General features: G+C 52.9%; 22 protein-coding genes and 1 riboswitch. Of the genes, 11 read left to right on the forward strand and 11 right to left on the reverse strand.

From position 1 onward, the window contains the following. Positions 1-53 precede the first annotated feature (53 nt). The 5 genes from ABYA77_RS11590 to ABYA77_RS11610 form a co-directional block, all read right to left on the reverse strand. Positions 54-1,559: a GlyGly-CTERM sorting domain-containing protein gene (locus ABYA77_RS11590; RefSeq protein WP_372966135.1), complete on the reverse strand. Its 1,506-nt coding sequence runs from the start codon at positions 1,557-1,559 to the stop codon at positions 54-56. A gap of 67 nt (positions 1,560-1,626) precedes the next feature. Further along, positions 1,627-2,121, reverse strand: coding sequence for a hypothetical protein (locus ABYA77_RS11595; protein WP_372966136.1), 495 nt, complete (start codon positions 2,119-2,121; stop codon positions 1,627-1,629). A 114-nt stretch (positions 2,122-2,235) separates the two neighbouring features. Beyond that, entirely contained in the window at positions 2,236-3,564 is a 1,329-nt protein-coding gene (locus ABYA77_RS11600; protein ID WP_372966137.1) for a hypothetical protein, read from the reverse strand. A 22-nt stretch (positions 3,565-3,586) separates the two neighbouring features. Further along, positions 3,587-5,704, reverse strand: coding sequence for a TonB-dependent receptor family protein (locus tag ABYA77_RS11605; RefSeq protein ID WP_372966138.1), 2,118 nt, complete (start codon positions 5,702-5,704; stop codon positions 3,587-3,589). Between the two features lie 16 nt (positions 5,705-5,720). After that, entirely contained in the window at positions 5,721-6,161 is a 441-nt protein-coding gene (locus ABYA77_RS11610) for a hypothetical protein (RefSeq protein ID WP_372966139.1), read from the reverse strand. 111 nt (positions 6,162-6,272) lie between these two features. Here ABYA77_RS11610 and ABYA77_RS11615 point away from each other — a divergent pair, with 111 nt between their 5' ends. From ABYA77_RS11615 to ABYA77_RS11630, 4 genes are all read left to right on the forward strand, one after another. Further along, on the forward strand, positions 6,273-7,046 hold the full coding sequence (locus ABYA77_RS11615; protein ID WP_372966140.1) for a Crp/Fnr family transcriptional regulator: 774 nt from the start codon (positions 6,273-6,275) through the stop codon (positions 7,044-7,046). Next, entirely contained in the window at positions 7,046-7,648 is a 603-nt protein-coding gene (gene rrtA, locus ABYA77_RS11620) for a rhombosortase (RefSeq protein ID WP_372966141.1), read from the forward strand. Before ABYA77_RS11615 ends, rrtA begins: the two co-directional genes overlap by 1 nt. A gap of 145 nt (positions 7,649-7,793) precedes the next feature. Beyond that, positions 7,794-9,152 (forward strand): MmgE/PrpD family protein, encoded by a 1,359-nt coding sequence (locus ABYA77_RS11625; protein ID WP_372966142.1) that lies wholly within the window; start codon positions 7,794-7,796, stop codon positions 9,150-9,152. Between the two features lie 33 nt (positions 9,153-9,185). Continuing rightward, entirely contained in the window at positions 9,186-9,896 is a 711-nt protein-coding gene (locus ABYA77_RS11630) for a class I SAM-dependent methyltransferase (RefSeq protein ID WP_372966143.1), read from the forward strand. Positions 9,897-9,910: 14 nt separating this feature from the next. Here ABYA77_RS11630 and ABYA77_RS11635 read toward each other — a convergent pair whose 3' ends face one another. Further along, entirely contained in the window at positions 9,911-10,804 is an 894-nt protein-coding gene (locus ABYA77_RS11635; RefSeq protein WP_372966144.1) for a LysR family transcriptional regulator, read from the reverse strand. A 259-nt stretch (positions 10,805-11,063) separates the two neighbouring features. Here ABYA77_RS11635 and ABYA77_RS11640 point away from each other — a divergent pair, with 259 nt between their 5' ends. From ABYA77_RS11640 to ABYA77_RS11650, 3 genes are all read left to right on the forward strand, one after another. Next, positions 11,064-12,038 carry a TAXI family TRAP transporter solute-binding subunit gene (locus tag ABYA77_RS11640; protein ID WP_372966145.1) on the forward strand — a complete coding sequence of 325 codons (975 nt, stop codon included), beginning with the start codon at positions 11,064-11,066 and terminating at the stop codon, positions 12,036-12,038. Between the two features lie 75 nt (positions 12,039-12,113). After that, complete coding sequence (locus tag ABYA77_RS11645; protein ID WP_372966146.1) at positions 12,114-14,282, forward strand: TRAP transporter permease; 2,169 nt, start codon at positions 12,114-12,116, stop codon at positions 14,280-14,282. 107 nt (positions 14,283-14,389) lie between these two features. Next, on the forward strand, positions 14,390-15,247 hold the full coding sequence (locus ABYA77_RS11650) for a sulfurtransferase (RefSeq protein ID WP_372966147.1): 858 nt from the start codon (positions 14,390-14,392) through the stop codon (positions 15,245-15,247). Positions 15,248-15,253: 6 nt separating this feature from the next. On the opposite strand, the gene ABYA77_RS11655 is transcribed toward ABYA77_RS11650, so the two are convergent. The 5 genes from ABYA77_RS11655 to ABYA77_RS11675 are packed head-to-tail and all read right to left on the reverse strand — an operon-like array spanning position 15,254 to position 19,712. Continuing rightward, positions 15,254-15,646, reverse strand: a complete 393-nt coding sequence (locus tag ABYA77_RS11655; protein WP_372966148.1) for a PaaI family thioesterase — start codon at positions 15,644-15,646, stop codon at positions 15,254-15,256. Beyond that, a complete protein-coding gene (locus ABYA77_RS11660) occupies positions 15,643-16,467 on the reverse strand; it encodes a CoA ester lyase (protein ID WP_372966149.1) in 825 nt (274 codons plus the stop codon). Before ABYA77_RS11660 ends, ABYA77_RS11655 begins: the two co-directional genes overlap by 4 nt. Positions 16,468-16,481: 14 nt before the next feature. Beyond that, a complete protein-coding gene (locus tag ABYA77_RS11665; RefSeq protein WP_372966150.1) occupies positions 16,482-17,687 on the reverse strand; it encodes a CaiB/BaiF CoA transferase family protein in 1,206 nt (401 codons plus the stop codon). A gap of 26 nt (positions 17,688-17,713) precedes the next feature. Continuing rightward, complete coding sequence (locus ABYA77_RS11670) at positions 17,714-18,874, reverse strand: acyl-CoA dehydrogenase family protein (RefSeq protein WP_372966151.1); 1,161 nt, start codon at positions 18,872-18,874, stop codon at positions 17,714-17,716. A gap of 13 nt (positions 18,875-18,887) precedes the next feature. Beyond that, the gene (locus ABYA77_RS11675) at positions 18,888-19,712 is read right to left on the reverse strand and encodes a MaoC family dehydratase N-terminal domain-containing protein (protein ID WP_372966152.1); all 825 of its coding nucleotides are present in this window, start codon (positions 19,710-19,712) and stop codon (positions 18,888-18,890) included. Between the two features lie 316 nt (positions 19,713-20,028). Here ABYA77_RS11675 and nhaB point away from each other — a divergent pair, with 316 nt between their 5' ends. The 4 genes from nhaB to ABYA77_RS11695 form a co-directional block, all read left to right on the forward strand. Then, entirely contained in the window at positions 20,029-21,534 is a 1,506-nt protein-coding gene (gene nhaB / locus ABYA77_RS11680) for a sodium/proton antiporter NhaB (RefSeq protein ID WP_372966153.1), read from the forward strand. Positions 21,535-21,558: 24 nt separating this feature from the next. Next, positions 21,559-22,443, forward strand: coding sequence for a substrate-binding periplasmic protein (locus tag ABYA77_RS11685; RefSeq protein ID WP_372966154.1), 885 nt, complete (start codon positions 21,559-21,561; stop codon positions 22,441-22,443). 102 nt (positions 22,444-22,545) lie between these two features. Next, positions 22,546-22,755, forward strand: a riboswitch (cobalamin riboswitch). Positions 22,756-22,930: 175 nt separating this feature from the next. Then, complete coding sequence (locus ABYA77_RS11690; protein ID WP_372966155.1) at positions 22,931-25,699, forward strand: ribonucleoside-diphosphate reductase subunit alpha; 2,769 nt, start codon at positions 22,931-22,933, stop codon at positions 25,697-25,699. A gap of 30 nt (positions 25,700-25,729) precedes the next feature. After that, on the forward strand, positions 25,730-26,776 hold a 1,047-nt coding region (locus tag ABYA77_RS11695), incomplete at its 3' end, for a ribonucleotide-diphosphate reductase subunit beta (protein WP_372966156.1).

Genomic DNA, 26,776 nt, shown 5'->3' on the forward strand with positions numbered 1-26,776 from the left:
CCTCCTGCTATTCTCAACTTAGCAGGAGGCTTTTTTATAGCATAGAGCCTGAATTACATCTGAGTACCTTTCGACATGCGGCGGGTCTTGCGAGTTCTACCGATCAATGCGATCAGCGCAGCCAGGCCGAGCCATCCGGTACTTCCTCCTGAACTTTCGCCAGAACCTCCATCTGAACTATCCCCGGGCTCTGTTGTATCGTCGGTTTCGCCGTCATTACCATTCCCGTCATTGGTGGGTTCCGGGAGCGTCATGCCTAATATCAGTTGCTTGCGGGTTGAACTTGCCATCGTGTGACTGAGTTCAACAGTGACTTTATTCGGACTCGAGTTATCAGGATTGAGAGCCAGGGGTGTGTAGCTCACTGTTTCTGATGTGCTTCCGGTCTCCATATCGAAATTCATCGTTATGGTTTTTTCCCAGAGATGAAGTTCTGTGGGCCGGCCTCCTTCGAACCATAAATCATAGCTCAAGGTTTCGAGACCCTTATTCATAATAGCCATGGCATCGGTGGTGAAGGCCAACTGAAAGAAAGTCATGGCATTACCCTCCGGGTCAGTCTCTGGCAAAAGTTCTCCTTCGAGGGTTTGGCCTGCTGATAGTTCGTGCTGATATTCGGCAAAGGCGGTAGCCTGGAAGGCAAGGCTATCGGTTGACGTGAATGTCAGTGTCGACTGATCAGTGATGCTGAGTCGGGACAGAATACTATTGTCACTACCTGCGGCTCCTTTCTCTGTGATATCGGGAACCCCGTCAGCATCTGTGTCCATTGGTCGCACCAACCACCCTAGTTCGTCGGCATCGCTGATGTTGTCGCCATCGCTATCCAGAAGGTCTGCGGACAGCCCTAACAGAGAAGCCTGAAGATCTGTTATGCCATCGCCATTGCTGTCGGTGCCCGGTTCCGGGTACATCACCTCAGCATCAAATTGTGGCTGAACAACATAAGGAAAGACTCCAGCGATACGAGTGCCAGGGACCCCGTCTTCTCCATTGCCATCGGTCTCGTTATCGATGGTTTTGATGGAGAGAGTGCCGTCATCCCTTTTTTCGATTCGGAAGGTGGTGCTGGTAGCACCGATGGGAAATCCGGCCATCGGCAGGTGAATTTTCTGGGCATAATCCACGGTATAGGTACCGTCACCGTTGTCCGTTACAGGAACTGTAATTTCTTCAAGATTTTCAATGTTCAGTACCTGGTCATCGGTTTTCTCTGGTATCGCACTCTGATTGTATGGTTGATAGGTGGTGGTGACCATCTTCATGGCAAACAGTGTATCGCCACCCCAGGTGACGGTGCCCGCATCAAAATCCCAATGCCATAGTGGCGTGCCAATGCTCTGGCCAAGCACAATGTACTCGACACCGTCGAGTTCGGTTGTCGGCAGTGTGAGTGCGGCCATGGCTGCCGGGTCAATGGTGTTCATGGTCAGACGGTGGTGGCCCGTATATTGACCGGTGAGGTGTGGAGTTCCAGACGGTTCAATCGCCTGAGCCTGTGATATTGAGGGCAGCAGCCCGGCCATGATCATTGCCGGGAAGATGATTTTCTGTTTCATATTGAGTCCTTGTCGGATTTCAGGCTTATACAACTGCCGTCCAACCGAAGCTGGACGGCTGTCCGGATTAGTTGGTGGTTCCCCTCCAGTCCTGTTCAATGTCGTAGGGAAAGACACCGTGAATGGTTTCGCCGGGAACGCCATCTCCATCAGAATCCAGGGTTTCAATGCTGAGCCCACTGGCTGTCTGGGTGATTTCAAACGTTGTCGTGGTAGCCGCCTGGGGGTTGCCGTAGAGTGGGTTGAAGGCCTGGAATGTATAACTGGCGGTGTAGGTGCCATCACCGTTATCTTGAAGGTAAATGGGTGGATGGGCCTTATACTTGAGTGGGATCAGCGATAGCGGGCTGACGATATAACCTTCGGAAAAACTGGCTGTGCCGGTATCGAAGTTGAACTCCCACGGATAGCTCTGGTAACTCTCAGCCATCGCCAGACCGGTATTGGTTCTTACTTTCAGGTCGTAATATCCCTGGTGGGTCCCGGTCAGGCCGGGCGTACCTGCGGTAGCGACCATTGGAAGGCTGAGCATCAGAGCAATGAACATACGTTTCATAGACATGTTTTTCTCCTCAAGATTGGAGCCCGTTAGGGCGATTTCCTGCTTGCTACCCCTGGGTTTTCCCGGAGTGTGCCCAGCATGTCATAGTGATCAATTAAACCTTAATGACTATTATCAACGGATGCGAATCATTCTCATTAGTGTGGAGATCGTTAATGCCATGGGAATCCAGAATGCTGCGCCACCGGACCGTTCGATACCTCCCAGGCTGTTCCTGGTGGGAGCGACGGTCAGTTCAATGCGGCTGCTGCCTGTAGTCGCGAGGTTCCATTCGCTGTCCAGGCCAATCGTCAAGACCAGGGTGTTGTCGTCTTGTCGCTGCCACGATGAGGAGGGCAGTAATTTGAAACTGTCCGGTTCATTCCTGTTTGTCTGGAGATACACCAGCAGTTCATCATTTGTGGGTAAGGGTTGGGGAGTGGTTATGCTCAGCGTGGCAGAGTCGGTGGCGACAGCGTTGGAGGCTGGCTCCAGGGCCAACCGTATACGGCCATAAGAATATTTCAGACCGGGCGCGCCCAGTGTGGCATCCCTGTCTTCGCTGGCCTGTTCGTTCTCTGTGTCCTGAACCATAAGGTCGGTGCTGGCCTGAACAAACCTCCAGGGAGTGAGGGTCGTGACCGATATGACTTCCCCTGCCAGGGGCTCGCTGCCAGTGCTAAGCCCTGGCACCGTACCCAGAAGCGCCAGTCCTGCCAGCCGCTGTGGGTCCAGGGCGCTGTCTCCGGGTTCCAGGGCATCAATAAGCCCGTCGTTATCGCTGTCTGCGGGTGCCTCCGCCCCCAGGCTTCCGAGTTCATCAATATCCGGCAGGCCATCGTTATCTGTGTCCTGCAACCTCGGGTTGAGGCCTAACTGAAGTTTGAGTGCGTCGCTGAGGCCATCGCCACTGGTATCGTTGTTGTCCGGCAAGGCCCAGCCGTCCATCTGTGGCTGGACTGTCATCGGGAAAACGCCATGAATCTGAGTGCCTGGAATTCCGTCGGCGAGGCCATCGACTTCGTGATCCAGTGTAATCATGGCAAGCCCGCTGTCAGACTCGGTTATCTCGAACACGGTCAGGGTTTCGGTACGTGGATTGCCAACATTGGGGTTGTAGATCTGGAAGCCGTGATCCACCCGGTAGCGATTGTCGCCAAGGTAGGTTACCTGGGCCCGGTTATGTGTGTCGGATTCGTTGCCCAGGTCTTGTACCTCATACGGAAAGCCCACGGTCAGGGCGGTGCCTTCCATGCTGACCCAGCCCTCATCGAAGTCCCAGGTCCAGGCAACGTCCCGGATACCTTCGCCCAACCGGGTTGCGGCATCGGCATTGCAAGCACCCGGGCATCCCCACATGACGATGCGGTACTGGCCAAGATAGCGCCCGTTCAAGGGCATTTCTGTGCTGGCTTCGGCCAGTAACGGACATACAATCAGGGCCAGGATTAATCTTGGTAACATGGTATGTACTCCAGTTTCTCGTTTACCAGTGCAGCCGCAGTCCTGCGTGGATGCTGCGGGCAGGGCCGGGGATGAAGGTTGGGACATTGGGGTCATCAGGGGAGAAGCCCCGAACCACATAAGCTGTCTGGTAGGTTTCGTCAGTCAGGTTGTCCAGTTCCAGATACAGGTCTAACCCGGCTTTGGGACGCCAACTGAATTTGGCGCCGAGAAGGGTGTACTGATCCTGCTGAAGCCCGGCATTGGCATGATCGACATGGGTGTCTTCCGGTTGCCACCGGAGATCCAGGCTGAGCCCGAACTCCGGGACAGGAAAGTACTCCAGCTCGGTAAACAAAAGGTGTACCGGGATGCCCGCAATCCGGTTACCGTCATAGCGACCGCCATCAAAACGGAAATCGCTCCAGGTGTAGATTGCCCTGCCTGTAAGTTGGTCATGTGAGAAAAGGCCGGGATTTGCGCGTGCGTTCAGGCCCAGTTCCACGCCCTGGTGAACGGTACGGTGGTCGTAGTTCACCGTGGTACCGTCAATGGCAAAATCCTGCACTTCAGAAATCAGCTCATCCTTCACCCAGGAGTAATACCAGGCCAGTTGCCAGCTCAGAGTATCTCCTTCCTGCATCATGCCCAGCTCTACGGTAGTGGCGGTCTGTAACTTCAGGTCATTGATCTGCAGGTGCGCATTGAGCGGGTCATTGGGATTGGGGCTTGAAATGGCCAACTGCCAGAAGGTAGGTGCTTCTGATGAACGGCTAAGGTTCGCGAAGAAACGCTGTCCCGGACGGGCATTAAAATTCAAACCGATCCTTGGGTTGAAAGCCGTGTATTCGAACTGGCTGTCGAGGAGGCCCGGGGTGAGTCGATCCTTTATTTCGCGCTGATGATGCGCCAGTTGCAGTGCAACCAGAAGATGCCAGTCGGTAGCCAGTTGCTGTTGCAGTTCTGCTGTCAAGGTAGCGTTATCAGCCTCTAAGTCTGCATCGGCGAAGGCTGCCAGCAGTTGACCCGTGCCCGGGTCAACACTGAAGTACTGGCGGGGCAATTCACCGTGATTCGCCTGAGCAAACAGGCTCACGTCTGAATGACCCAGGGGAGTTAGGTTGATGCTGCTGTCAAACCGGTAGTCGACCACAATATTGCTGGCATCGGTATTCGTCTGCACCGCAGGGTTTCGGAAACTGTCGTCTACCCAATCTCCTACCATGCCAACCTGGTGTCGGTTGCTCCCGTGCCACCAGGTTGTCTGGTTGGCAAGACGCCATTGCTGCGTATCACGGTATGGGTCCCGCACCTCTACATTCATAAACAGGTCGAAAGGGGGGGCGTAATCCCCCAGTACCGATTCAGGGTCAGACAGACTGCGCTCCTTGCTGAGCAGGAAAGGAACATCAAAGCGGTTATCGACCCAGTTCAGGTAAGTCCGGTTCTCAATACTGTCACTGTTCCAGCCCAGGTTCAGGGCAAGATTGGAACGCCGGGCGTCGCTGTGGTCACGCCACCCATCGCTTTGCGTATGGCTGGATTGCAAATGCCAGTCCCAGGCACCTTTCCTGCGGTTCAGTTCCATTCCGAACCTGCCAAGGCCAAAAGAGCCTGCTTCAAGCTGGATTGCGTTTTCCGGGCTGTTGAATGCACTGCGTTGATGGAAATCAATAGCACCGCCAAGGGTTGTTGATCCCTGCATCAGCGCATTGGCACCACGATAGGCAGTGATGAACCGACTATGTTCAGGATCAATCAGGCCAATAATAAAGGAGCCGTCAGCTTGATTCAGGGGTTGCCCGTCTGCCATCAGCAGAATCCCACGGCTCACCGGATTATCCTGAATGCCTGAGCCACGGATGTTGATTCGAGGTTGATCGTTACCACCGAAGAACTCCTGAACCACAATTCCTGGCTCAGCTTCCAGAACCCGGGCCACGGAGCCCTGGCTGCCGCGGAACTCTTTGAGATCAATCAGATTTGTGCCGCCGGGCACCTGCTCGATTTGTTCTCTCAGTTCTTCCTTGTTCCAGTCATCGCTGGACCTGTTGGATTCCACGATGATCTCAGGAAGCTGGATGGCACCGGGAATTTCTTCCGGATAGACCGTAACCGGACCGAAGAGCAGTGAGGCCATGAGAGTGGCGCGATAGGACATTGATTTCTTCACATGCTTATCTCAGAAAAAACATGGCTTTAGCGAGTATTACGATGAATACCATGTGGGCGAAGACACTGTAGTGTGTAATCCGGAATCGACGGGAGGTCATGCAGTTACACAGGGATGCCCGTATCGCAGTGATAAAGTGAACGAGTACGCTGATGGCCAGCAGAATCTTTATGGTAAGAAGTGTCGAGAATGTGCTGTTGAACGGCGGGAACCAGCCGGCCAGATGTATTCGTGTAAGTAGCCCCAAGCCACTGAGGAACAACAGTCCGACGACCAATGGCATGAACTTGCGGGCCCGTGTATGAATTCCTTCCTCCACCAGTGCCATCATCTGGTCTGGTAAGTGGGCACGGATACGCTCCAGAAACAACACCTCGAAAGCGACAATGCCAATGAAGAGAACGGCGCAAAGCAAATGCACCGTCACCAACATTAAATATTCCATTCAGAATCTCCAGGTAATCGGATTGCTATAGATCTCATGGTTCTATTTCGGGATGAGAGCAGTGTGTGTATTATGATGAGAATGATTCACATTTACCGATGACAATTGTCAATGAACAGACATATGAATCCACAGGTGGTTTTGGAAGTGCGCCAATGCAGGCTGTTTTCTCAGCTATCGAACAGGCAGATTGAAGATCTGCTTGAAGGCTGTGAAACGGTATCTTTAGCCCGGTCTGAGCATCTGTTTCAGCCGGGTGACCCGTTAAAACACTATTACCTGGTGCGGAAGGGGCAGATGCAGTTGTACCGGCTTGCCTTTGAGGGGCATGTAAAGGTTTTTCAGATCGTCGGGGAGGGTGACATGATTGCTGAGAGCGTGGTTGTCAGTGAGTCCGGTCTCGCGCCTTTGGCCGCCGTTTCTTTGCAGGACTGCAAATTGCTGAGGCTGAAAGCTCAGCATCTTCTGACGCTGGTCCGTCGTGACCCGGATTTTGCCCGCTACATACTGGCTATGATATCGGAGCGGTTATACCAGGCGGTAAACCGTATTGACCGACTTACGGTGAGCAACGCAAGTCAGCGCCTGGTGCTGTATCTGGCAGACCTTTTCCGGGATCAGGGGCGGCTTTGGCTGAAGCTGCCGCTTTCTCAAGGAATGCTGGCTCGTCAGTTGAGTATCGAGCCCGAAACCCTTTCCCGTATTATTTCCCGCTTCCGGAACGCTGGCGTCCTGAGCATTAAAGGGCGGGAGTGTGTATTGCTGGATATAGATGCGCTTTGCGAGTTGGTGAAGCTACCTGGGGATACATTCAAAGGAGATGGTTACGGAAACCCCGTGGCCGGAGGCGCCCTTTTCCGCTGCTGCAACTTCAGTGACAACTGATGCAGGGATTCGTAAACAAACAGGTGCTTCAGTTCCTGCTGCCATTACTGATGTTGATCATGGCAATGGAATGGATGCACCCCTGGGCATTTGAGTGGCTGGAATACCAAAGATATGCTGTCCGGGAGTGGCAGCTCTGGCGGCTACTGACTGCTCATTTCGTGCATCTGACGCCATGGCACATGGCCATGAACCTGGCCAGCCTTGTTGTGGTCTGGAGCAGCTTTCTTCGTTGTTGGACTGCCAGGCACCTCTGGAGCCTGGTGTTTCTTGGCTCTGTTTTTACCAGTCTTCTGATTCTGATTACGGACCCTGAGTTATCCGGTTACGCAGGCTTTTCTGGTGTCATTTATACCCTTTTGGTCGCCGGATTGGTGCAGGGATGGCACCGGGAACCCGTGTTGACTACAGGAATTCTGGTTGCAGTGGTGATTCGTTTAGGCTGGGAACAATCCATATGGTATGACCCGGCCTATCTTGATGCGTGGCTTCATGGTCCTGTTTACGCAAATGCTCACCTTTTCGGAGCAATCGCCGGTGGCCTGTTTTCGTTGGGTGTGACGTTTATCCGGCCATTGAAACGTTCGGAGGCTTTCAGCTAAACCAAATACCACCTTCCATAAAATTGAATTCTCTAACCTCCTCATACTCTGCATCCTTAGTCTTCAGGAAAAACATCAAAAATATTTCCGCGTTTTGCTGAGCTGTCTGCTTAGCTGCGGTTAGCCATATTCAGAGGAGTGGTCGATGAGTAGTCCTACCCATAATTTGATGAGATTTGTGGCAGACCTGGGTTATGAAGATGTCCCGGAGAGGGTGGTGGCACGCTGTGAGGATCTTTATCTTGACTGGTTCGGGTCTGCCCTTGCTGGAAAAGGATATTCTCCAATACCACTGTTCGAAAATTACGCGAAGCAAATGGGCCCGAAACAGGGTTCTAGTGAGATATTGACCAATAGGGAAACGTCGTCCCCGTGGTTTGCAGCTTTTGTAAACGGCGCGGCATCTCATGTGGTTGAGCAGGATGATTTGCATAACAGCTCCGTGCTGCATCCAGCGACCGTGGTATTTCCAGCCTTGCTGGCGGCAGCTCAGGATCTTCAATCGAGCGGTAGGGATTTTATAACGGCTGCGGTTGCAGGCTATGAGGCCGGAATTCGTATTGGGGAATTTCTAGGGCGCTCTCATTATACGGTATTTCACACCACGGGAACCGTTGGCACACTGGCCGCAGCTGTCGCTGTTGGCAAGCTGATGAAGTTTAATCAAACGCAGTTGGTAAACTTACTTGGTTCTGCTGGTACTCAGGCTTCTGGTCTTTGGGAATTCCTGCGCGATGCTGCAGATTCCAAACAGCTTCATACAGCTAAAGCCGCTGCGGATGGTCTGCTTGCCGCATATATGACCGCTGATGGCTTGACCGGCGCCCAACAAATTCTGGAAGGGCCTCAGGGTATGGCAGCGGGGATGTCTAGTGACGCCAATGCAGCCTGCCTGAATGACTCGCTTGGCAGTCGCTGGGCACTGGAAGAGACCTCTTTTAAATTCCATGCGTCTTGTCGCCATACTCATCCGGCTGCGGATGCATTGCTTAAAGTGATCAAGGAGCGCGGGCTTACGGCTGATGATATCGTGGCGGTCACCGCACGCGTGCACCAAGCTGCGATAGATGTACTCGGCATGGTTGACGTTCCCGAAACCATTCATCAGGCAAAGTTTTCGATGGGTACGGTGCTGGGGTTAATTGCTGTGCACGGTAATGCCGGGCTCACAGAGTTCCAGAATAAAGCGCTGCAGGACCCGAAAGTTTCAAATTTCCGCAACAAAGTGAACATGGTGCTGGATGCTTCAGTAGACGGCGCCTACCCAAGAAAGTGGTTGGGGCGAGTGGAGGTGACCACTTTGTCTGGTGAGCAGTTCGAGGGCTCGGTTGATGATCCTAAAGGAGACCCTGGCAACACTCTGGATCGCAGTGAACTGGAAGAAAAATTCCGTCGTCTCGTCGCGTTTTCCGGCGCGGCAACTGACAGTGAAGCAGGACAGATTATAAGCAGGATTTGGAGCCTGAGAGATGCGGAGAATGTAGGGTTATATTTCAACTCCTAAGTACTGCCAGATCTTTTTAGGGATTAGGATGATATGAATTTAAAGTCAGAGAATACTTGCTCTGTTCGCAAAGAGGCAGAGCTTTACGAAAAACTTCTTCCTTTAGAAGGTGCTAGTATTATTGAGCTGGGATGTGGCCCGGCGATTCTTACCCGCTCCATCGCTGAAAACTACGCGCCTGAATCGATACTGGCCTGTGAAGTTGATTCGGTACAGCATAAGAAAAACCTCAGTGTCACTGACCTGACCAATGTTCGATTTGTTGAAGCCGGGGCACAGTCAATTCCTGCGCCAGATGCCAGCGCGGACATTGTGTTGATGTTCAAGTCGCTGCATCACGTCCCTTTAGATGAACTTGGAACCGCGTTACGTGAAATAAAAAGAGTATTGCGCTCTGGAGGGTTGGCCTACATCTCTGAACCGATCTATGCCGGTAACTTTAATGAGGTTCTCAGGATTTTTCACGACGAGAAAGAGGTGCGAGAGGCTGCCTTTTTGGCTGTTCGGAAGGCCGTTGAAAGTGGCATGTTTGAATTGGTAGGTCAGCATTTTTTCGAGCTGCCCCGGGTGTTCAGAAGTTGCTCTGAATTTGAGAGCAAAATGATTAATGTAACGCACACGAATCACCAGCTAAGTTCCGAAACATTGGCTGCCGTTAGAGAGCAGTACAACGTTTATGCCGATGACTCCGGCAAGGCAGTACTGAAATCTCCAATGCGGGTTGATTTGCTCAGAAAACCTTAAGCCGCAGGCAGGCCTCAAGTCTGATGGTATGCCTGAATTGAGCGAATAAGAGCTTTGCCGGCTTCTGGGAGTGATTCAAGCTCACGGACGATAACAGAGCGTTCGCGCGAGGCCCATGCATCGGTGAGAGCAACGATGTCTAGCCGCATAGTCTGTTGGTAGCGTTTGGCGCTTGATTCGGGAAGTATCCCGATGCCTACGCCGGCCTCTATCATTCGGCAGGCCTGCTCAAAGCCATATACCTGCATTCGGATTGCGGCCCGTTCACCAAGTCTTGCAACTTCACTTTTTAAAAACTGAGTGAGTGTGCTGCCTTCATGGAGGCCAATATGTGGGTAGGATAGGGTGTCTTTGAAATCCACAGGTGCTGATCCGACCAATGGATGCCCGCTGCGAGTCACAACAACAAGGTGGTCCTGACTGAAAGGAATGACCTCCAGTCCTTTTATCTCAATGTCGCCCGACGTAACGCCAAGGTCAGCGGCTCCATCAAGAACACCGCGGAAGATATCATTGGTTAGTTTTTCCTGAAGATCGATGGTGATACCGGCGCGAGTTTTGAGAAAATCGGCCAATACCTCGGGCATGAAATCGGTTACAGCGGTTGTATTGGCAAATATCCTGATGTGGCCGCTCTCGCCATTACTGTATTCAGAAAAGTCAGCTTTGACGAATTCAACCTGGCGCATGATGGCTCTGGCATGTTTAAGGAGCTGTCGACCTGCGGGTGTTAACTCGACCCCTTGGCTTGCACGATAAAACAATCGACTCCCCAGTTGTCCTTCCAGCGATTTGATGCGAGTGCTTGCGGCCGCTGTTGAGAGACTGGCACGGCGTGCGCCGCTGGTCAGACTTCCGGCTTCTGAAACATGGATAAAAAGCCTGAGGTCAGGGATGTCGAAATGCATGAGAGCGAATCCTTTGAGTGTTAGCGAGCTTTATCGCCGAACCAGATTTTAGCACTTTAAGGGTTGTGTTTTGGACCTTTTAGACCTTCATCGAGTGTGGGTTAAACAGAGCCGAAAGGGGGATTAGATAAAACGTGATTCCGTAAACGCCTCCTATTAGGCAACCTGTAAGTTCAGCAACGAGTCGGTTTCTGGCTGTCGCCCAAGGAGGGATGGGGCAGGCCGATACGTTAGTAAACAACAAGAACGGTGAATCAATATGAAAATGCTGAAAATCTTGACTGCTTCAGCGGCATTAGCCCTTTCGTCTCCTCTGGCTATGGCCGGTGATCGCAGTGACTGGCCTTCCAGCCTGACTTTGGGTACTGCAAGTCAGGGTGGAACATACTACATCTACGGATCCAGTTGGGCCAATATGGTCAACCAAGAACTTGGCCTGCAGATAGGTGCAGAAATATCCGGAGGGCCAGTTCAAAACATTGCAATGGTTCAGGCTGGTTCCTATGACTTTGGTTTGGTGACCACCGGGCCGGCCAGACAGGCGCTTGAAGGTAAAAATCCTCTGTTACCCGGGGAGAAACATGAAGATGTCCGTGCAATGTTTCCCATGTATCAGACTGCTCTGAATATCATTGCCTTGAAAAAGTCTGGCATTAGCTCGGTAGATGATCTTGAAGGGAATGTGGTTGGTGTTGGCCCTGCCGGTGGAACAAACCAGCAGTATTTCCCCAGGCTTTTCGAGCTTGTGGGTGTGAATGTAACTCCTCGTGAAGGCGGAGGCGGTGACCAGGCTGGTCAGGTGCAGGATGGCCTGCTTGATGCTTTGGCGTTTGGCGCGGGGATTCCGATTGCGGCCTTCAGTCAACTTGAGGCTCAGGCCGAGGTGAATATCTTCTCTTTTTCACCAGAGCAGATTGATTCGATTATGGCGGCTTATCCGGAATTCTCCAGGTCAGAAATTCCGGCTGGCGCCTACGCCAGTGTGCCTGACGGATTCCCGACGGTTGCGCTCTGGAATTTTGCGATTACCCATAAAGATATGCCTGAGTCCCTGGTTTATGAAATCGTTAAAACCGTGATGGAAAATAATGAAGAGTTGCGTGGAGCCCACAGCTCCGCCGCCGAAACGCTTCCGGAAAACGTAAAGCACAACAAAATGATTCCTTTCCATCCCGGGGCTGTTCGTTGGTTTGAGGAGAATGGCTACGATATTCCGGATCATCTTGAAGGGTAATTGGTTAACAACAGTCCGTGCTTATGGTGCGGACTGTTATTAAGTAAAGCATCAAAATAAAGACAAGGTGCTGTTATGACAGGAAAAACCACTCAAGGCCTCAGAGGCTTAGAGCAGGAAACAGGTATGATCGATGCTTCATCGGTAGATGAGGTGAATTACGCGAGTAACGAGCGGCAACTGAAAGGCCTACCTGGATTTCTGCTTTTCTTTCTCTGTGTTGCTTATATTGGTTTCCATCTATACGCATTAAATATTGAGCCCGTTGAGACATGGACCTATCGTATTATTCACGTGTCAGTGGGGTTGCTGATTGGTTTTCTTTTAATCGGTTCTTCTTCTCGGTTTAACACCGATCTTCCCTCAAAGGGGTTAAGACTGGCCTCGTTTGTATCGACGCTTATTGCGGCAGGGGTATTGGCTGGAGTCCTGGCGATTTCATACCAGGATGCGTTTGGAATAAGCGATAAAACCTTTGCATTCCTAACCGAGCAACTTGGCGTCATTACCTGGATTGCGCTGGCAGCGAACATGGTTTGCAGTTATTTGTGTCGGGGCCGGAGATATTCCTTGAATGGCTCGGATGTTGGCCTTGGCCTGATCGCCGTTGCGGTAGCTGTCTATATCCTCGCGTCATTGACGCGCTGGCGCATGATGGCTGGCACGTCGATGGTTGGTGAGCTGGACCTGGTTTTTTCTGCTGTAGGTGTTCTGTTGATTCTGGAGCTGACGCGACGTGTTGCGGGTTTGGCTCTGGTTGCTATTACGGCTGTGTTTATCGGTTATGCTTTTATAGGGCCTTGGCTCCCGGGTATTTTTGAGCATCAGGGATATACCTCCGCACGATTCTTTAGCTACTTGTATACCGATAATGGTATTTTGGGCCCGACTGTTGCGGTGTCGTCTACCTATATCGTTTTATTCATTGCATTTGCGGCGTTCTTGCAGCGTTCAAAAGTCGGCGAATATTTTGTTAACTTTGCGTTCGCTATGGCGGGCCGGTCCAGAGGTGGCCCCGCCAAGGTGGCAGTGTTTGCTTCTGGCCTGATGGGCATGATTAACGGGACTTCAGCCGGGAATGTGGTTTCCACCGGAAGCCTGACCATCCCATTGATGAAGCGTGTTGGATACAATGCGCGCAGCGCTGGCTCTATCGAAGCCGCAGCATCGACCGGTGGCCAGATTGCTCCGCCGATTATGGGAGCCGGTGCTTTCATCATGGCGGAAGTAACCGGTATTGCGTATTCAGACATCGCTATTGCAGCCATTATCCCGGCGATCATGTACTTCCTGTCTATCTACTTCATGGTTGACTTAGAAGCTCAGAAAAACGGTATGCGGGGTATGCGCGCGGATGAATTGCCCCGCCTGCAGCCTTTGTTGGCAAGGATTTACCTGTTCCTGCCAATCATTGTTCTGATTTCTACCTTGTTTATGGGTTATTCCGTGATCAGAGCTGGGACTCTGTCTCTTGTGGCTGCTGCGGTTGTTTCATGGCTGACACCTCATTGGATGGGACCAAGAGCTATTCTGGAGGCCTTGGTTCTGGCTGCCAGAATGGTGATTCCCCTGGTTGCCGTGTGCGCGTGCGCCGGTCTTGTCGTTGGAGTTATTGCATTGACCGGGGTAGGAGCGCGTTTTGCTTCTATGTTGCTTGTAGTTGCTGATAACAGTCACTTTCTGGCTTTGATTTTTGCCATGTTTCTCAGCATCTTGCTGGGCATGGGGATGCCAACGACCGCGGCGTATGCTGTCGCTGCATCGGTGATCGCTCCAGGCCTGCAGAAGATTGGTATTGATCCACTCGTTGCTCACTTTTTTGTGTTTTATTACGCGGTGATCTCGGCTATTACGCCGCCGGTTGCATTGGCCTCCTATGCGGCTGCAGCCATTGCGAATACGGATCCGCTGAGGACTTCGATGACATCATTCAAGTTCGGACTGGCTGCGTTTGTAGTACCGTTTTTGTTTTTCTATAGCCCGTCGATTCTGATGCAGGGTGATTGGCCTGAAATTGTTCGGGTAATTGTCACGGCTTCCATCGGCATTTACTTGTTGTCTGCAGCTGTTCAGGGCTGGCTCAGAGGAGCTTTAACGGGCCCCTGGAGAATCGGTGCGATGATTGCCGGGTTAGCCATGATGGCCGGTGGAACCGCAACGGATATTGCCGGAATAATACTGGCACTGGTTATTGTAGGTGCTCAAGTTATCCGTAAACAGGAACCTGTGGCGGTTAGTAGTTAATAGCGTGATCTGCTGCTTTATGCCCGGGGCCCATCCCGGGCTTTTTTTTATCTATAACGTGCGTTTAAGAGTTTTATCCTTAATACGTCTAAACCGGATGCTCATTTATGGATACTGAACATCGATCATTTCTGATAACCGCACGTGAACTGGACCGATTATTAGCTTCTGATCAGCCAGTGAGTGTTCTGGATTGCCGAGCGAGCCTTACAGACTCTGAGTATGGCCGTAACGCGTGGGCTGAAAGCCATATCGCTGGTAGCGTTTTTTTGGACCTTCACACGGTATTGGCAGACAAAGCCTTGCCTGGAGGGCGATTTCCACTTCCTGATCCGTGGAAATTTGCGGAGAACCTTGCGGGTTTAGGTGTTTCCACCGAACACTCGGTTGTGGTGCTTGATGATGCTGGTGGGCGTTTGGCTGCGGCGAGAGCTTGGTGGATGCTTTACTGCTGGATGGGGCATGCAAAGGTATCTGTGTTGGATGGTGGGCTAACAGCCTGGAAATATACTGTTGGTACGCTGGTTTCGAGTGATCCGGATAACGCTATGGGTTGCCTGCCGGCAAGAAGCGGGTCTGAGTGGAGTGTAACGAACCATGCTTCGGTTGATGCCGGGCATATAGAAGAGCGGGAAACAGACCTGCTGCTGTTGGATGGGCGTAGTGAGATACGTTTTACTGGAGAGCATGAGCCGTTGGATAGCGTTGCAGGACACATTCCGGGAGCCATCTGTCGTCCCGCGGGCCAAAATCTAGAGGACGATGGAACCTTTAAAGCTGCTGAATTGCTGAGGGAGGAGCTGCCGGTTCATCCGAACATGGTTTCTTATTGTGGTGGTGGGGTTGCAGCTTGCCACAATATCCTGGCCTATGCGGTTGCGGGATTGCCGCTCCCACGACTCTATGCAGGATCATGGAGCGACTGGGTATCAGAGCCATCCCGGCCTGTTGTGACGGGGCGTTAAAAGTGTTTAGTCAACGAAATAACGGCGGAAGTTTCCGGAAGCTTTTGCGACGACTTTATCGCCCTCCAAAAGCTCAGCATCTGCGAAATAGATTTTCTGCCCGCCTCCTGTAAGCCAACCTCGTGCCGTCACCAGGTCGCCCTGGACAGGGGACAGGTACTGGGTTGTCAGGGAGAGGGTAGACGCCCGGCAGTTCAGGTGTCCGTTTTCCGGGTAGAACCCGCTATAGGCGCAGGCGACATCCAAAAGTGTCGCCGTGGCGCCGCCATGAAGCCCTTCCCGAGTATTCATAAATTCAGGTCTTATCCGTAGCTGCCATTCACAATAGCCAGGCTTCCACTCCAGCAATCGGGCACCTAATAAGGCAATGAACGGGTTGTCGGGTAGCAACTTCATCATGTCAGATCTGCCCGGGCAAGAATGCTTTTTGCTTCCTGAATCACGGGTGCGTCGATCATCTTGCCATCAAGCTGGAAGACTGCGCCAAACTGATCAGCGCCTTCCAGAACTCGTTCTGCCCATAGAACCTGTTCAGGGTCAGGAGTAAACGCCTGATGAATTTCGGGCAGCTGTCGTGGATGAATCGCCAGCATTCCCCGAAAGCCCATTTCGTTGGCTTTGGTGGCTACTTTGCTGATGTATTCCGGATTGTCGATAACCGGAACAACTGTTTCGACTGGGGCTGCTAGCCCTGCCGCACGGGAATGAATCACCAATTGGCACTTGCAGTAATCCAGAACTGTTTCAGCACCGGGGGTGTTGGAGGCAAGGCTGAGATCTGAAGCCAGATCAAGGGCTCCAATGCTAAGCCGGGCAATCCCGGAGGCTTTAACCAATGTTGGCAGGGAGGCAATGCCTGCTGCCGACTCTATCAGGGGCCAAACCGGCTTACCGGTTGCTTCTGAGACATACTCGATATCAGAGCGGTCGGCAGCTTTAGGCAGCATCACACCAGTGATGTTGGCTGCATTTTTGCACAATGCGATATCAGCCTGATATTGCGCTGAATCGGCACCGTTGATCCGGACCATAACGAGCGCATCCGGGTTCGTCTTCAGATATTCCGCAAGGGATGCGCGGGCGCTGTCTTTTGCTTCCAGGGGCACAGCGTCTTCGAGATCTACAATGATCGTATCTGCACCACTTGCCAGAGCTTTAGCTATCCGGTCCGGCCGTGTAGCCGGGACGAAAAGAAAGGATCTCAGATAATCTTCAGTCATCGGGCGTTTCCTTTTTAGATGATTTTCTGTTCTTTAAAGCCCCGAATGTCTTCCTGAGTGAAGCCCAGCCCAGTAAGAATGGATTCTGTATGCTGGCCAAGACCCGGCACCGGATCCATCACCGGTGTGAAGCCGTTGCTTCTGCCTGGTGGCAGCAATGCCGGAATAGTTCCTTCAGGGCTGACGACCTCGGTCCAACGCCCCCGGGCTTCAAGCTGGGGATGGGACCACACTGCGCTCATGTCGTTGACGTGGGCATTGGCTATTTTGGCGTTATCAAGTCGCTGGATGACCTGCTCCGACGTCAACTTTCCGAAAACACTGCAGATAATTGCCCTTAGCTCTGCACGATTGGCTGAGCGATTCGAGTTGCTCGCAAATCTCGGGTCGTCTGCCAACTCGGGCATTTGGAGAGTCTGCTGACAGAATGACGCCCATTCCCTTTCGTTCTGGAGGCCAAGCATGACAGATTTGCCATCCCCTGAAGGAAACGGGCCATAGGGGTAAATGGTGGCATGGGAGGCCCCCGCGCGTGGCGGCGGTTCTGCGCCCTTATAGGCGTAGTACATAGGGTATCCCATCCACTCTACGAGGCTTTCGAGCATAGAAACGTCGATTTTTGAACCGCGCCCCGTTTGCTGACGAAGAATCAATGCTGACAGAATGTTTGTATAGGCATACATGCCGGCCGCGATGTCAGCAATGGAGCACCCTGCCTTGGCCATGCCGTCATCTCCCGGAAAACCGGTTGTGGATAGAAAACCGGACTCACTCTGGATCAGCAGATCGTAAGCTTTCTTATCTCGGTAGGGGCCATCCTCTCCGTACCCTGAGATGTTGCATACAATCAACTCAGGGAAACGCTCGGTCAATTCCTCATAGGACAGCCCCATACGTGCCGCGGCACCTGGAGCAAGGTTCTGTATAAGAACATCGGTGTCCTGCAGCAGTGTCAGAAGCACGTCCTTAGCGGCAGGCTCTTTGAGGTTGAGACACAGGCTCTTCTTGGAGCGATTGGTCCAGACGAAGTGGGATGCTAAGCCGTCGACACGTTCGTCATAGTTACGCGCAAAATCGCCGGTACCGGGCCGTTCAACCTTAATGACCCGGGCGCCGAGGTCGGCCAGCTGCCGGGAGCAGAAAGGCGCGGCAATGGCGTGCTCAAGGCTGATTACACGAATACCGTCCAGAGGTCTTCGTGCGTGAGAGTGATGATCCATGGTGTACTCCGTTTTCAGGATTAGCCTCAGAATGAACGAGGCAGTTCCAGAAGGTGTTCTGCGACGTAGGACAAAATCAGGTTGGTGGAAATGGGTGCAACCTGATAGAGGCGAGTCTCACGGAACTTGCGCTCTACATCGTATTCGTTTGCGAAGCCGAAGCCGCCGTGGGTTTGCAGGCAGGCATTGGCTGCTTTCCAGGAAGCTTCTGCTGCAAGGTATTTGGCCATATTGGCGTTGGCACCGGCATTCTGGCCGTTGTCGTATTGCCAGCAGGCTTTCCAGCGCATGAGGTCGGCTGCTTCCACATCAATGTGAGACTGGGCAATCGGGAACTGGATGCCCTGATTTTTACCAATTGGGCGGCCGAACACTTCGCGTTCCCGGGCATACTTCGTTGCTTTTTCAATGAACCAGCGGCCATCACCAATACATTCAGCGGCGATCAGCGTCCGTTCAGCATTCAAACCGTCCAGGATGTAACGGAAGCCCATGCCTTCTTCGCCAATGATGGAGTCGGCAGGAATTTCCAGGTTATCGAAGAACAGCTCGTTGGTTTCATGATTCACCATGTTGCTGATCGGCTGAACGGTCAGGCCATTGCCAATTGCTTTATGCAGATCAACAAGGAAAATAGACATGCCAAGGGACTTCTTGGTGACTTCCTGAATCGGGGTCGTTCGGGCAAGCAGAATCATCAGGTCTGAGTGCTGGATTCGGGAGATCCACACCTTTTGCCCATTAATAACGTACTTGTCGCCTTTGCGGACAGCTGTCGTTTTAATTTTGGTGGTGTCTGTGCCGGTTGTGGGTTCAGTCACGCCCATGGATTGCAGGCGTAATTCGCCTGACGCCAGCTTTGGCAGGTAGTACTGCTTTTGCTCGTCACTTCCGTGACGCAGCAGGGTGAACATGTTGTACATTTGCCCGTGAATGGTCCCGGAGTTACCGCCACAGCGGTTAACTTCTTCCAGGATAACGGAGGCCTCGGTCAGGCCCAGGCCAGACCCGCCATACTCTTCCGGGATCATGGCAGCCAGCCAGCCGGCCTGGGTCATTTCGTCAACGAACGCTTCGGGAAATCCCTTTTCTTCATCAAGTTGCCGCCAGTAGTCCGCACCGTAATTCGCACATAAGCCACGAACACCTTCCCGGATGGCTTCAATAGATTCGTCATTCTGGAACATCTTCGGTTTCTCCTTAAAAGGTTACTCGTGCCTGGTGGGCCGGGCCGTCTTGATTGAATGCCAAAAGGTCGTACTGGTTTGTTGAGTGGGTGAACCCACCCAGGTTGAACCGGGTGCCTTGAATCAACGGTCGAACACCGCGGAATTCAAACTTTTTGGGTTCTTTTTGCGGGTTATTGCGAATGAAACTGTGAAGCAGCATCGTCGCAATCAGCGGACCGTGTACCACGAGATTGGGATAGCCCTCTGTGTCAGTAACATAGGGGTAGTCGTAATGAATGCGGTGGCTGTTGAAGGTTACGGCCGAGTACCGGAACAGCATTACCGAAGAAGGTTGTACGGATTCTTGCCAGTTGAGCTCAGGTATGGCTCCTTCGGCACTCAGTCGGGGCGCGCTGGGCGCGCGGTATACGATATCTTGTTCTTCATCAATACAGAGTGTGCCGTTTTGCCAGTATTGGTGACTAACGGTTACAAACACCAATGAGCCGGACTTCCCCTGTTTTTCAACAATATTTTTTACTTCAGAGCGCCGCTCGGCGGGTTGGCCAACGAGTAATGGCGATAAAAATGACAGCCTGCCGCCGGCCCACATGCGATTGCGGCCATCTACCGGAGGCATAAATTGCCCTAAGGCCGGGTGTCCGTCAGGGCCTGTAAGGTCCTCAATAACGGGTTCCTGAAAAAATGCCCAGTGCCAAAGATGAGGAAGAGGATCACCATTATCTGGGGCTGAAACGCCCATGGTAGCGGCAATTCGTTTTACCAAAACACAGGGGAGGTCGTCATAGCTGGTTTCTTGTTTTCCCAGCCAGGCTCCGTATGGATTAGTGGTCATGAACACTCCTGAAGCTACTTTTGTTGTGATTGCTTCAGTAAAGGATGCGCAATTATAGGGATGAATAGAATTTGTGATTTCGGAAGGTGGGTTTCAGAAATCTGGAAGGCCCTTCTCCGGACCTGGTTTTGAAATGCCGGATAACGGAGTAGAATTCGCCGGGCGCTTGGTTTGGGGTAAATACAATCCGTTGCTATACGTTTAACTGCGGACCCTTGTTTCACCTCAGGTCCGTTAGCCTATGAATATATCTCAAGGAAGAAACCGCATGTTTGTTGCATTCTTCCTTCGCCTCCACTTTCAGAAGAAACCAGCAATGCCTAATTCCATACTTTCTGGCTTTACGAACAACTTTCTCGGCAACGCACCTACCTGGTATAAGCAGGTGATTGTGCTGTTTTTACTGGCCAATCCGGTTGTTATGTACGTATTCGGGCCAGGTGTCGCGGGCTGGTTGCTGATTGCCGAGTTTATCTTCACCCTTGCGATGGCATTGAAGTGCTACCCATTGTTGCCCGGGGGGCTTCTGGCAATAGAGTCCTTATTGATTGGCCTGACAACTTCAGATGCGGTTTACAACGAAGTATTAACTAACTTCCCGGTGATTCTGCTGCTGATGTTCATGGTGGCCGGCATCTACTTTATGAAAGAGTTGCTGCTTGTCGTGTTCACTCAGATCTTGGTAGGAGTGCGCTCTAAATCGGCCTTGTCCCTGTTGTTCTGTGGTGCGGCAGCACTCCTGTCGGCTTTCCTCGATGCACTTACGGTGACTGCCGTTATCATTAGCGTGGCGGTAGGTTTCTATTCCGTTTATCACAAAGTAGCGTCTGGTAAGGGATACCAGCAGAAAGACCACAACGCCAGCAGCGATGCAGATGTGGTTGAACTGCACCGGGAAGACCTTGAGAATTTCCGCGCTTTCCTGCGCAGCCTGTTAATGCACGGCGCTATTGGTACTGCTCTGGGTGGTGTCGCCACCATGGTGGGGGAGCCACAAAACCTGTTGATTGCCAAAGTTGTCGGCTGGGATTTTGTGAGTTTCTTTTTGCACATGGCACCGGTGAGCATTCCGGTGTTAATCGCCGGTTTGTTTACCTGCTGGGCATTGGAGAAACTGCGCTGGTTTGGTTACGGCGGCCGGTTGCCCAAGCCTGTGCGGCAGGTTTTGGAAGAGTTTGCTGAAAATGAGCGTACAAGCCGCACCAAGTCAGACAAGGCCGCCCTGTGGGTTCAGGCTGCAGCCGCTGTTATTCTGGTACTCGGCCTGGCTTTCCATATTGCCGAAGTGGGTTTGATAGGCCTCTTGGTCATTATCCTCATCACGTCATTCACCGGCGTGATTGATGAACACAAAATTGGTAAAGCTTTCCAGGAATCCCTGCCATTTACCTCTCTGTTGGTGGTGTTTTTTGCCGTTGTTGCGGTGATTCACGAGCAGCACTTGTTCAAGCCCATTATTGATCACGTTCTGAGCCTGCCAGAAGGCCAGCAGCCGGGGATGTTCTTCATTGCAAATGGCTTGCTGTCCATGATCAGTGACAATGTGTTTGTGGCAACGGTTTACATCAGTGAGGTGAAACAAGCGCTGGATAATGGCAGCATCAGCTACGACCATTTCCAGACACTCGCTGTTGCGATTAATACCGGAACGAACCTGCCAAGCGTTGCGACGCCGAATGGCCAGGCTGCGTTTCTGTTCCTGCTGACGTCTGCTATCGCACCCCTGATACGCTTGTCATATGGCAAGATGGTCATCATGGCATTCCCATACACTGCGGTGATGGGCGGCGTTGGGCTGTATATGGTCACTCACGCCTTCTAGCGGTTTTTGCGTGCATGGTTGCGCATGGACGTTATCTATCTGCTACGCTTCAGCAGAGACAGACAACAAAAAATGGTCGCTATGCGCAGTCTTCTCCACGCCTTCAGAGTATTACCCCGGCTGGCTTGCCTGCTAGCGGGTTTACTTTGCATGGGGATTTTTTCTGGCACTGCCTTTGCGGACAGTTCGCTGCCCGGGGAACAACAAGCCCGCACCCTTCGGGTTGCTTATATGGAATTTCCCCCCGTCACTTTCCGGAACGAGTTCGGGCTTCCGGAAGGCCCGATCATCAGAATAACCGAAAAGGTTGCTCAAGAAGCCGGTTACAAACTTGAGTTCCTCTATCTTCCTGTAGGCCGTACTTACCTTTACTTAAAGACAGGATCGGTCGATCTGGCCCTGGGGTTTTCTGGTGTACCTGTGCTGAGCAGTGTGGTGCTGGAAAGTGAAATAAATCTGATTTCAATGATACTGAGCGCGTGGTATCTCGAAGGCACCACACCGGTTAATCACATGGATGATTTTCGGGGTAAGACGTTGATTTTGATTAACGGCTTTACCTATGGGGGCTTTCGGGAGTGGCTGGAACAGCAGGGTGATATTCGTATTACCGAAGCACCCAACCGCCGTTCTGCCATTGATATGCTGAAGCGCGGGCGGGGGCATTACCTGCTTGATTACCACCAACCGGTGCGTGAAGTATTTAGCCGCTCTTCTGACTCCTTAATTCGCGAGTCTGAGATTCGCACCCGCAGAGGGGCCTGGTTATTCTCACGTGCTACTCCAGAGGCACAGCAACTTAAAGAGGCCTTTGATGCAGCCTATCTGCGGTTAGCAGAACGGGGCGAAGTTCAACCTGAAATCACTGCTGAACCAGGCTATATTTTGCCGGGTTTTCCCTCCCTCTGACGCTTGCTGGTGCCCCTCCTGGTTACCGGTTAAATTCCGGCGATTGCCAATCGCCTTGTTTCTGGATGAACTCATGTATATAGTTTCCCTGTCTCTGGCTAGCTACCAGATGTAGTGTTTGATGCTTTTTCAGCACACATCGAAAACAAGGTAGCCGGGAATCCGGTGAGAATCCGGAACTGACGCGCAGCGGTATTGGAGAACGAGCGTGGCATAAAGACACTGGCAACAGCCGGGAAGTCGCCACGCAAGGCCGAACCTTGAGGTTCATGCTCCTGAGTCCGAAGACCTGCCAGAGATGTGTTGTTTTCTATCGCCACGAAGAAAACAACTCGACTGCACCTTCGCGACTCAGGCGCCTGCATCTGGCACTATAAGGTGAGCAGCAACGAACAAGGCACAACGCAGCCCCCCTGATGGGTTGATGCTTTGTTTGTCCTGCGTACGCGAAGGTTATAGAACTCACGCGTATTCAGGAGATAACGGTATGTCTGCTACAGCCCTGGCCGAACCCCGGCCCGCCTCACCATCCGATACAGAAGCCTTGCAGGTTATCAAACGCAACGGCAATCTGGTCAGTTTCACCCCATCTAAAATCAGCGTAGCCGTTACCAAAGCCTTCCTGGCCGTTGAGGGCGATCAGGCTGCAGGCTCCGCCCGCATCAACGACGCCGTGCACCGCGTTACCGAGCAAGTGGTGCAAGCCATCGGCCGCCGCCTGAAAGCTGGCGGCCGGGTACACATCGAAGACATACAGGATCAGGTTGAACTGGCCCTGATGCGCGCAGAAGAACAGAAAGTGGCCAGGGCTTACGTGCTGTACCGGGAAGAACACGCCCGCGAACGTGCCCTGCAAGAGCCTGTAGAAGCTCATCCTCACCTCACTGTAAAACAAGCCAGTGGCCGCATCGTACCGCTGGACCTGGGCTTGATGAAACGGCAGGTAGAGCAGGCTGCAGAAGGTCTGGAAGGTATTGATGGCGAAACCCTGGTTGATGAGGCTCTTCATAACCTCTACAACGGTATCGACGAAGCCGAAGTACTCAGCGCCCTGATTATGACAGCCCGGGGCCGCATTGAGCGCGAACCGGACTACAGCGCCGTCACGGCCCGTTTGTTGTTGGAACAACTGCGCCTGGAAAGTGTCACAGCGCTCAACCTGAATACCGGCTTGAGCCTCACGGAAGTTTATCCTCAGGCCCTGAGCACGTTTATCCACACAGGCATTCGGTATGAGCTTCTGGATGAAGCCATGGCCGCGTATGATCTTGAACGGTTAGGCGCGGCGATCAAGCCTGAGCGTGACCAGCAGTTTGGCTTCCTCGGCCTGCAAACCCTGTACGACCGTTACTTCCTGCACTGGAAAGGCGACCGCCTGGAATTGCCCCAGGTGTTCTTCATGCGCGTCGCCATGGGGCTGGCCCTGCGTGAGGACGACCCCAACAGCCGGGCTATTGAGTTCTATAACCTGCTGTCCTCTTTCGATTACATGGCCTCTACGCCGACGTTGTTCAACAGCGGCACCCGCCACTCCCAGTTGTCGTCTTGCTACCTCACCACCGTGGGTGATGATCTGGAAGAGATCTACGGCGCCATTCGTGACAATGCGCTGTTGTCCAAATGGGCCGGTGGTCTGGGCAATGACTGGACACCCGTACGGGCTCTGGGGTCTCGTATTAAAGGCACCAATGGCCAAAGTCAGGGCGTAGTGCCATTCCTGAAGGTAGTGAATGATACGGCGGTTGCCGTAAACCAGGGGGGTAAGCGAAAAGGCGCTGTGTGTGCCTATCTGGAAAGCTGGCACCTGGATATTGAAGAATTTCTGGAACTGCGTAAAAACACCGGAGACGAACGCCGCCGCACCCACGACATGAACACCGCCAACTGGGTACCGGATTTGCTGATCGAACGCATGCGCCAGGACCGTGACTGGACCCTGTTCAGCCCCAGTGATGTGCCGGACCTGCATGACCTCTACGGCAACGCATTCCGCGAGCGCTACGAACACTACGAAGCATTGGCGGCCGAAGGCAAGATCGAGCTGTTCAAAACCATTCCGGCCAAACAGTTGTGGCGCAAAATGCTGACCGTACTGTTTGAAACCGGCCACCCCTGGATAACCTTCAAAGACCCCTGCAACCTGCGTTCGCCACAGCAGCATAAAGGCGTGGTTCACAGCTCTAACCTGTGTACCGAAATCACCCTGAACACCAGCGCGGAAGAAATTGCGGTGTGCAACCTGGGGTCGGTCAACCTGGCGGCCCATATTGCTAACGGCGAACTGGATGTACAGCGCCTCGAGCGCACCGTAAACACCGCTGTGCGCATGCTCGACAACGTTATCGACATCAACTTCTATGCCGTACCCCAGGCCCGCAACTCCAACCTCAAGCACCGCCCGGTTGGCCTTGGGCTGATGGGCTTCCAGGATGCTCTGTACGCACTGCGCCTGCCGTACACCAGCCCCGAAGCGGTGGAGTTTGCAGACATTGCCATGGAGCAACTGAGCTACTTTGCCATCCGTGCATCCGCCCGGCTGGCGGAAGAGCGGGGTGCGTATGAAAGCTACGAAGGCTCCCTGTGGAGCCAGGGCATACTGCCGATTGATTCCATTGAACTGCTGAAAAGTGCTCGCCGGGAAGGCGACCTGAGCGTGAACACCGACAGCCATCTTGACTGGGCACCCGTGCGCGAACTTATCGCCAAACACGGCATGCGCAACAGCAACGTAATGGCCATTGCGCCAACCGCCACTATCTCGAATATCGTGGGCGTGTCGCAATCCATCGAACCGGCATACCAAAATCTGTTTGTGAAATCGAACCTATCCGGCGAATTCACCGTGGTGAACCCCTCACTGGTGCGAGACCTCAAGGCCGAAGGCCTGTGGGACAACGTGATGGTGAACGACCTCAAATACTACGATGGCAGCGTACAGCAAATAGAACGGATACCCACGGAGCTGAAATCCCGCTACGCAACAGCATTTGAGATAGACGCCCGTTGGCTGGTGGAAGCCGCTGCCCGCCGCCAGAAATGGCTGGACCAGGCCCAGAGCCTGAACCTCTACATGGCAGAACCCAGCGGGAAAAAACTGGACGAGCTGTATCAGCTGGCGTGGGAACGGGGCCTGAAAACCACCTATTACCTGCGCTCACTGGGAGCAACCGGAGTGAACCAGCAAGCGGCCCCGATTGCCGCGCCACAGCCTAAAGTTTGCAGCATTGATGAACCCGACTGTGAAGCATGTCAGTAACCACTTACTATAGATCTGAGAGGCATAATCATGCTGAATTGGGACGATGAAGCCAAACCAGAAAGCCAGCCCGCTGCACCCAGCAGCGTGGCGCCGGTAAACGTAGACGACAAACGTGTAATCAATGGCGAAACCGACGTAAACCAGTTGGCCCCCTTCAAGTATCCCTGGGCCTGGGAGTTCTTCATGAACGCCAACAAAAACCACTGGACGCCGCTGGACGTGAACATGGCGCAGGACGTTCACGACTACCACCACCGCCTGAACCCGGCGGAAAAGCACGTATTTGAAAACGTGGTGGCCTATCTGACCACCTCCGACATACTGGCCATGCGTAATATAGGCCTGGCGGTGATGGAGAAAATGACCGCGCCGGAGTTACAGATATACCAGGCACGCCAGGTATACGAAGAGGCACTGCACACCTGGACCTACCAGCACTGCATTGAAACCCTGAACCTGGACCAGAGTGAAATATACAACCGCTACCGGGTAGTGCCGCAAATCAACGCAAAAATCCAGATGGCCAACCGCCGGCTGGATGCGGCAATGCGCTCCGACCTGAACCTGCGCAACAAGGACGACTTGCAGGAATTCATCATGTCGTACCTGTTCTTTGCCGCCGTGTTTGAGGGTTGCTGGTTCTACAACGGCTTCAGCCCCATCTTTGCCTTGCAACGCAGAGGCCTGATGCGCGGCACCGGCGAACAGTTCCAGTACATCCTGCGTGATGAAGCCATGCACTTCGCTTTTGGCCTGAAAGTGGTGAACCAGATACTGGAAGAAGAAAACATCAGCTTCGACCCCAAGGCCGTGCGCGAGATGTGGGACGAATCCGAAGCCGCCGAAAGCAACTACGCTAACTACATTCTGCGTGACCCCATTCTGGGTTATTCCGCCGAATACCACACCGAACAATTCCGCTTTGTGGCCAACCGAAGAGCCCGTGCCGTAGGGCTGGAAGAACCGTTCCCGGGCGCGAAAAACGTATCCCCCTGGCTGGATGAGCAGGCCACTATGCGGAAGGAGAAGAACTTCTTTGAGACACGGGTGATTGAGTACCAGACCGGGGCGCAG

The organism is Marinobacter sp. (assembly GCF_041595835.1).
In the GTDB taxonomy this organism is placed as follows: domain Bacteria; phylum Pseudomonadota; class Gammaproteobacteria; order Pseudomonadales; family Oleiphilaceae; genus Marinobacter.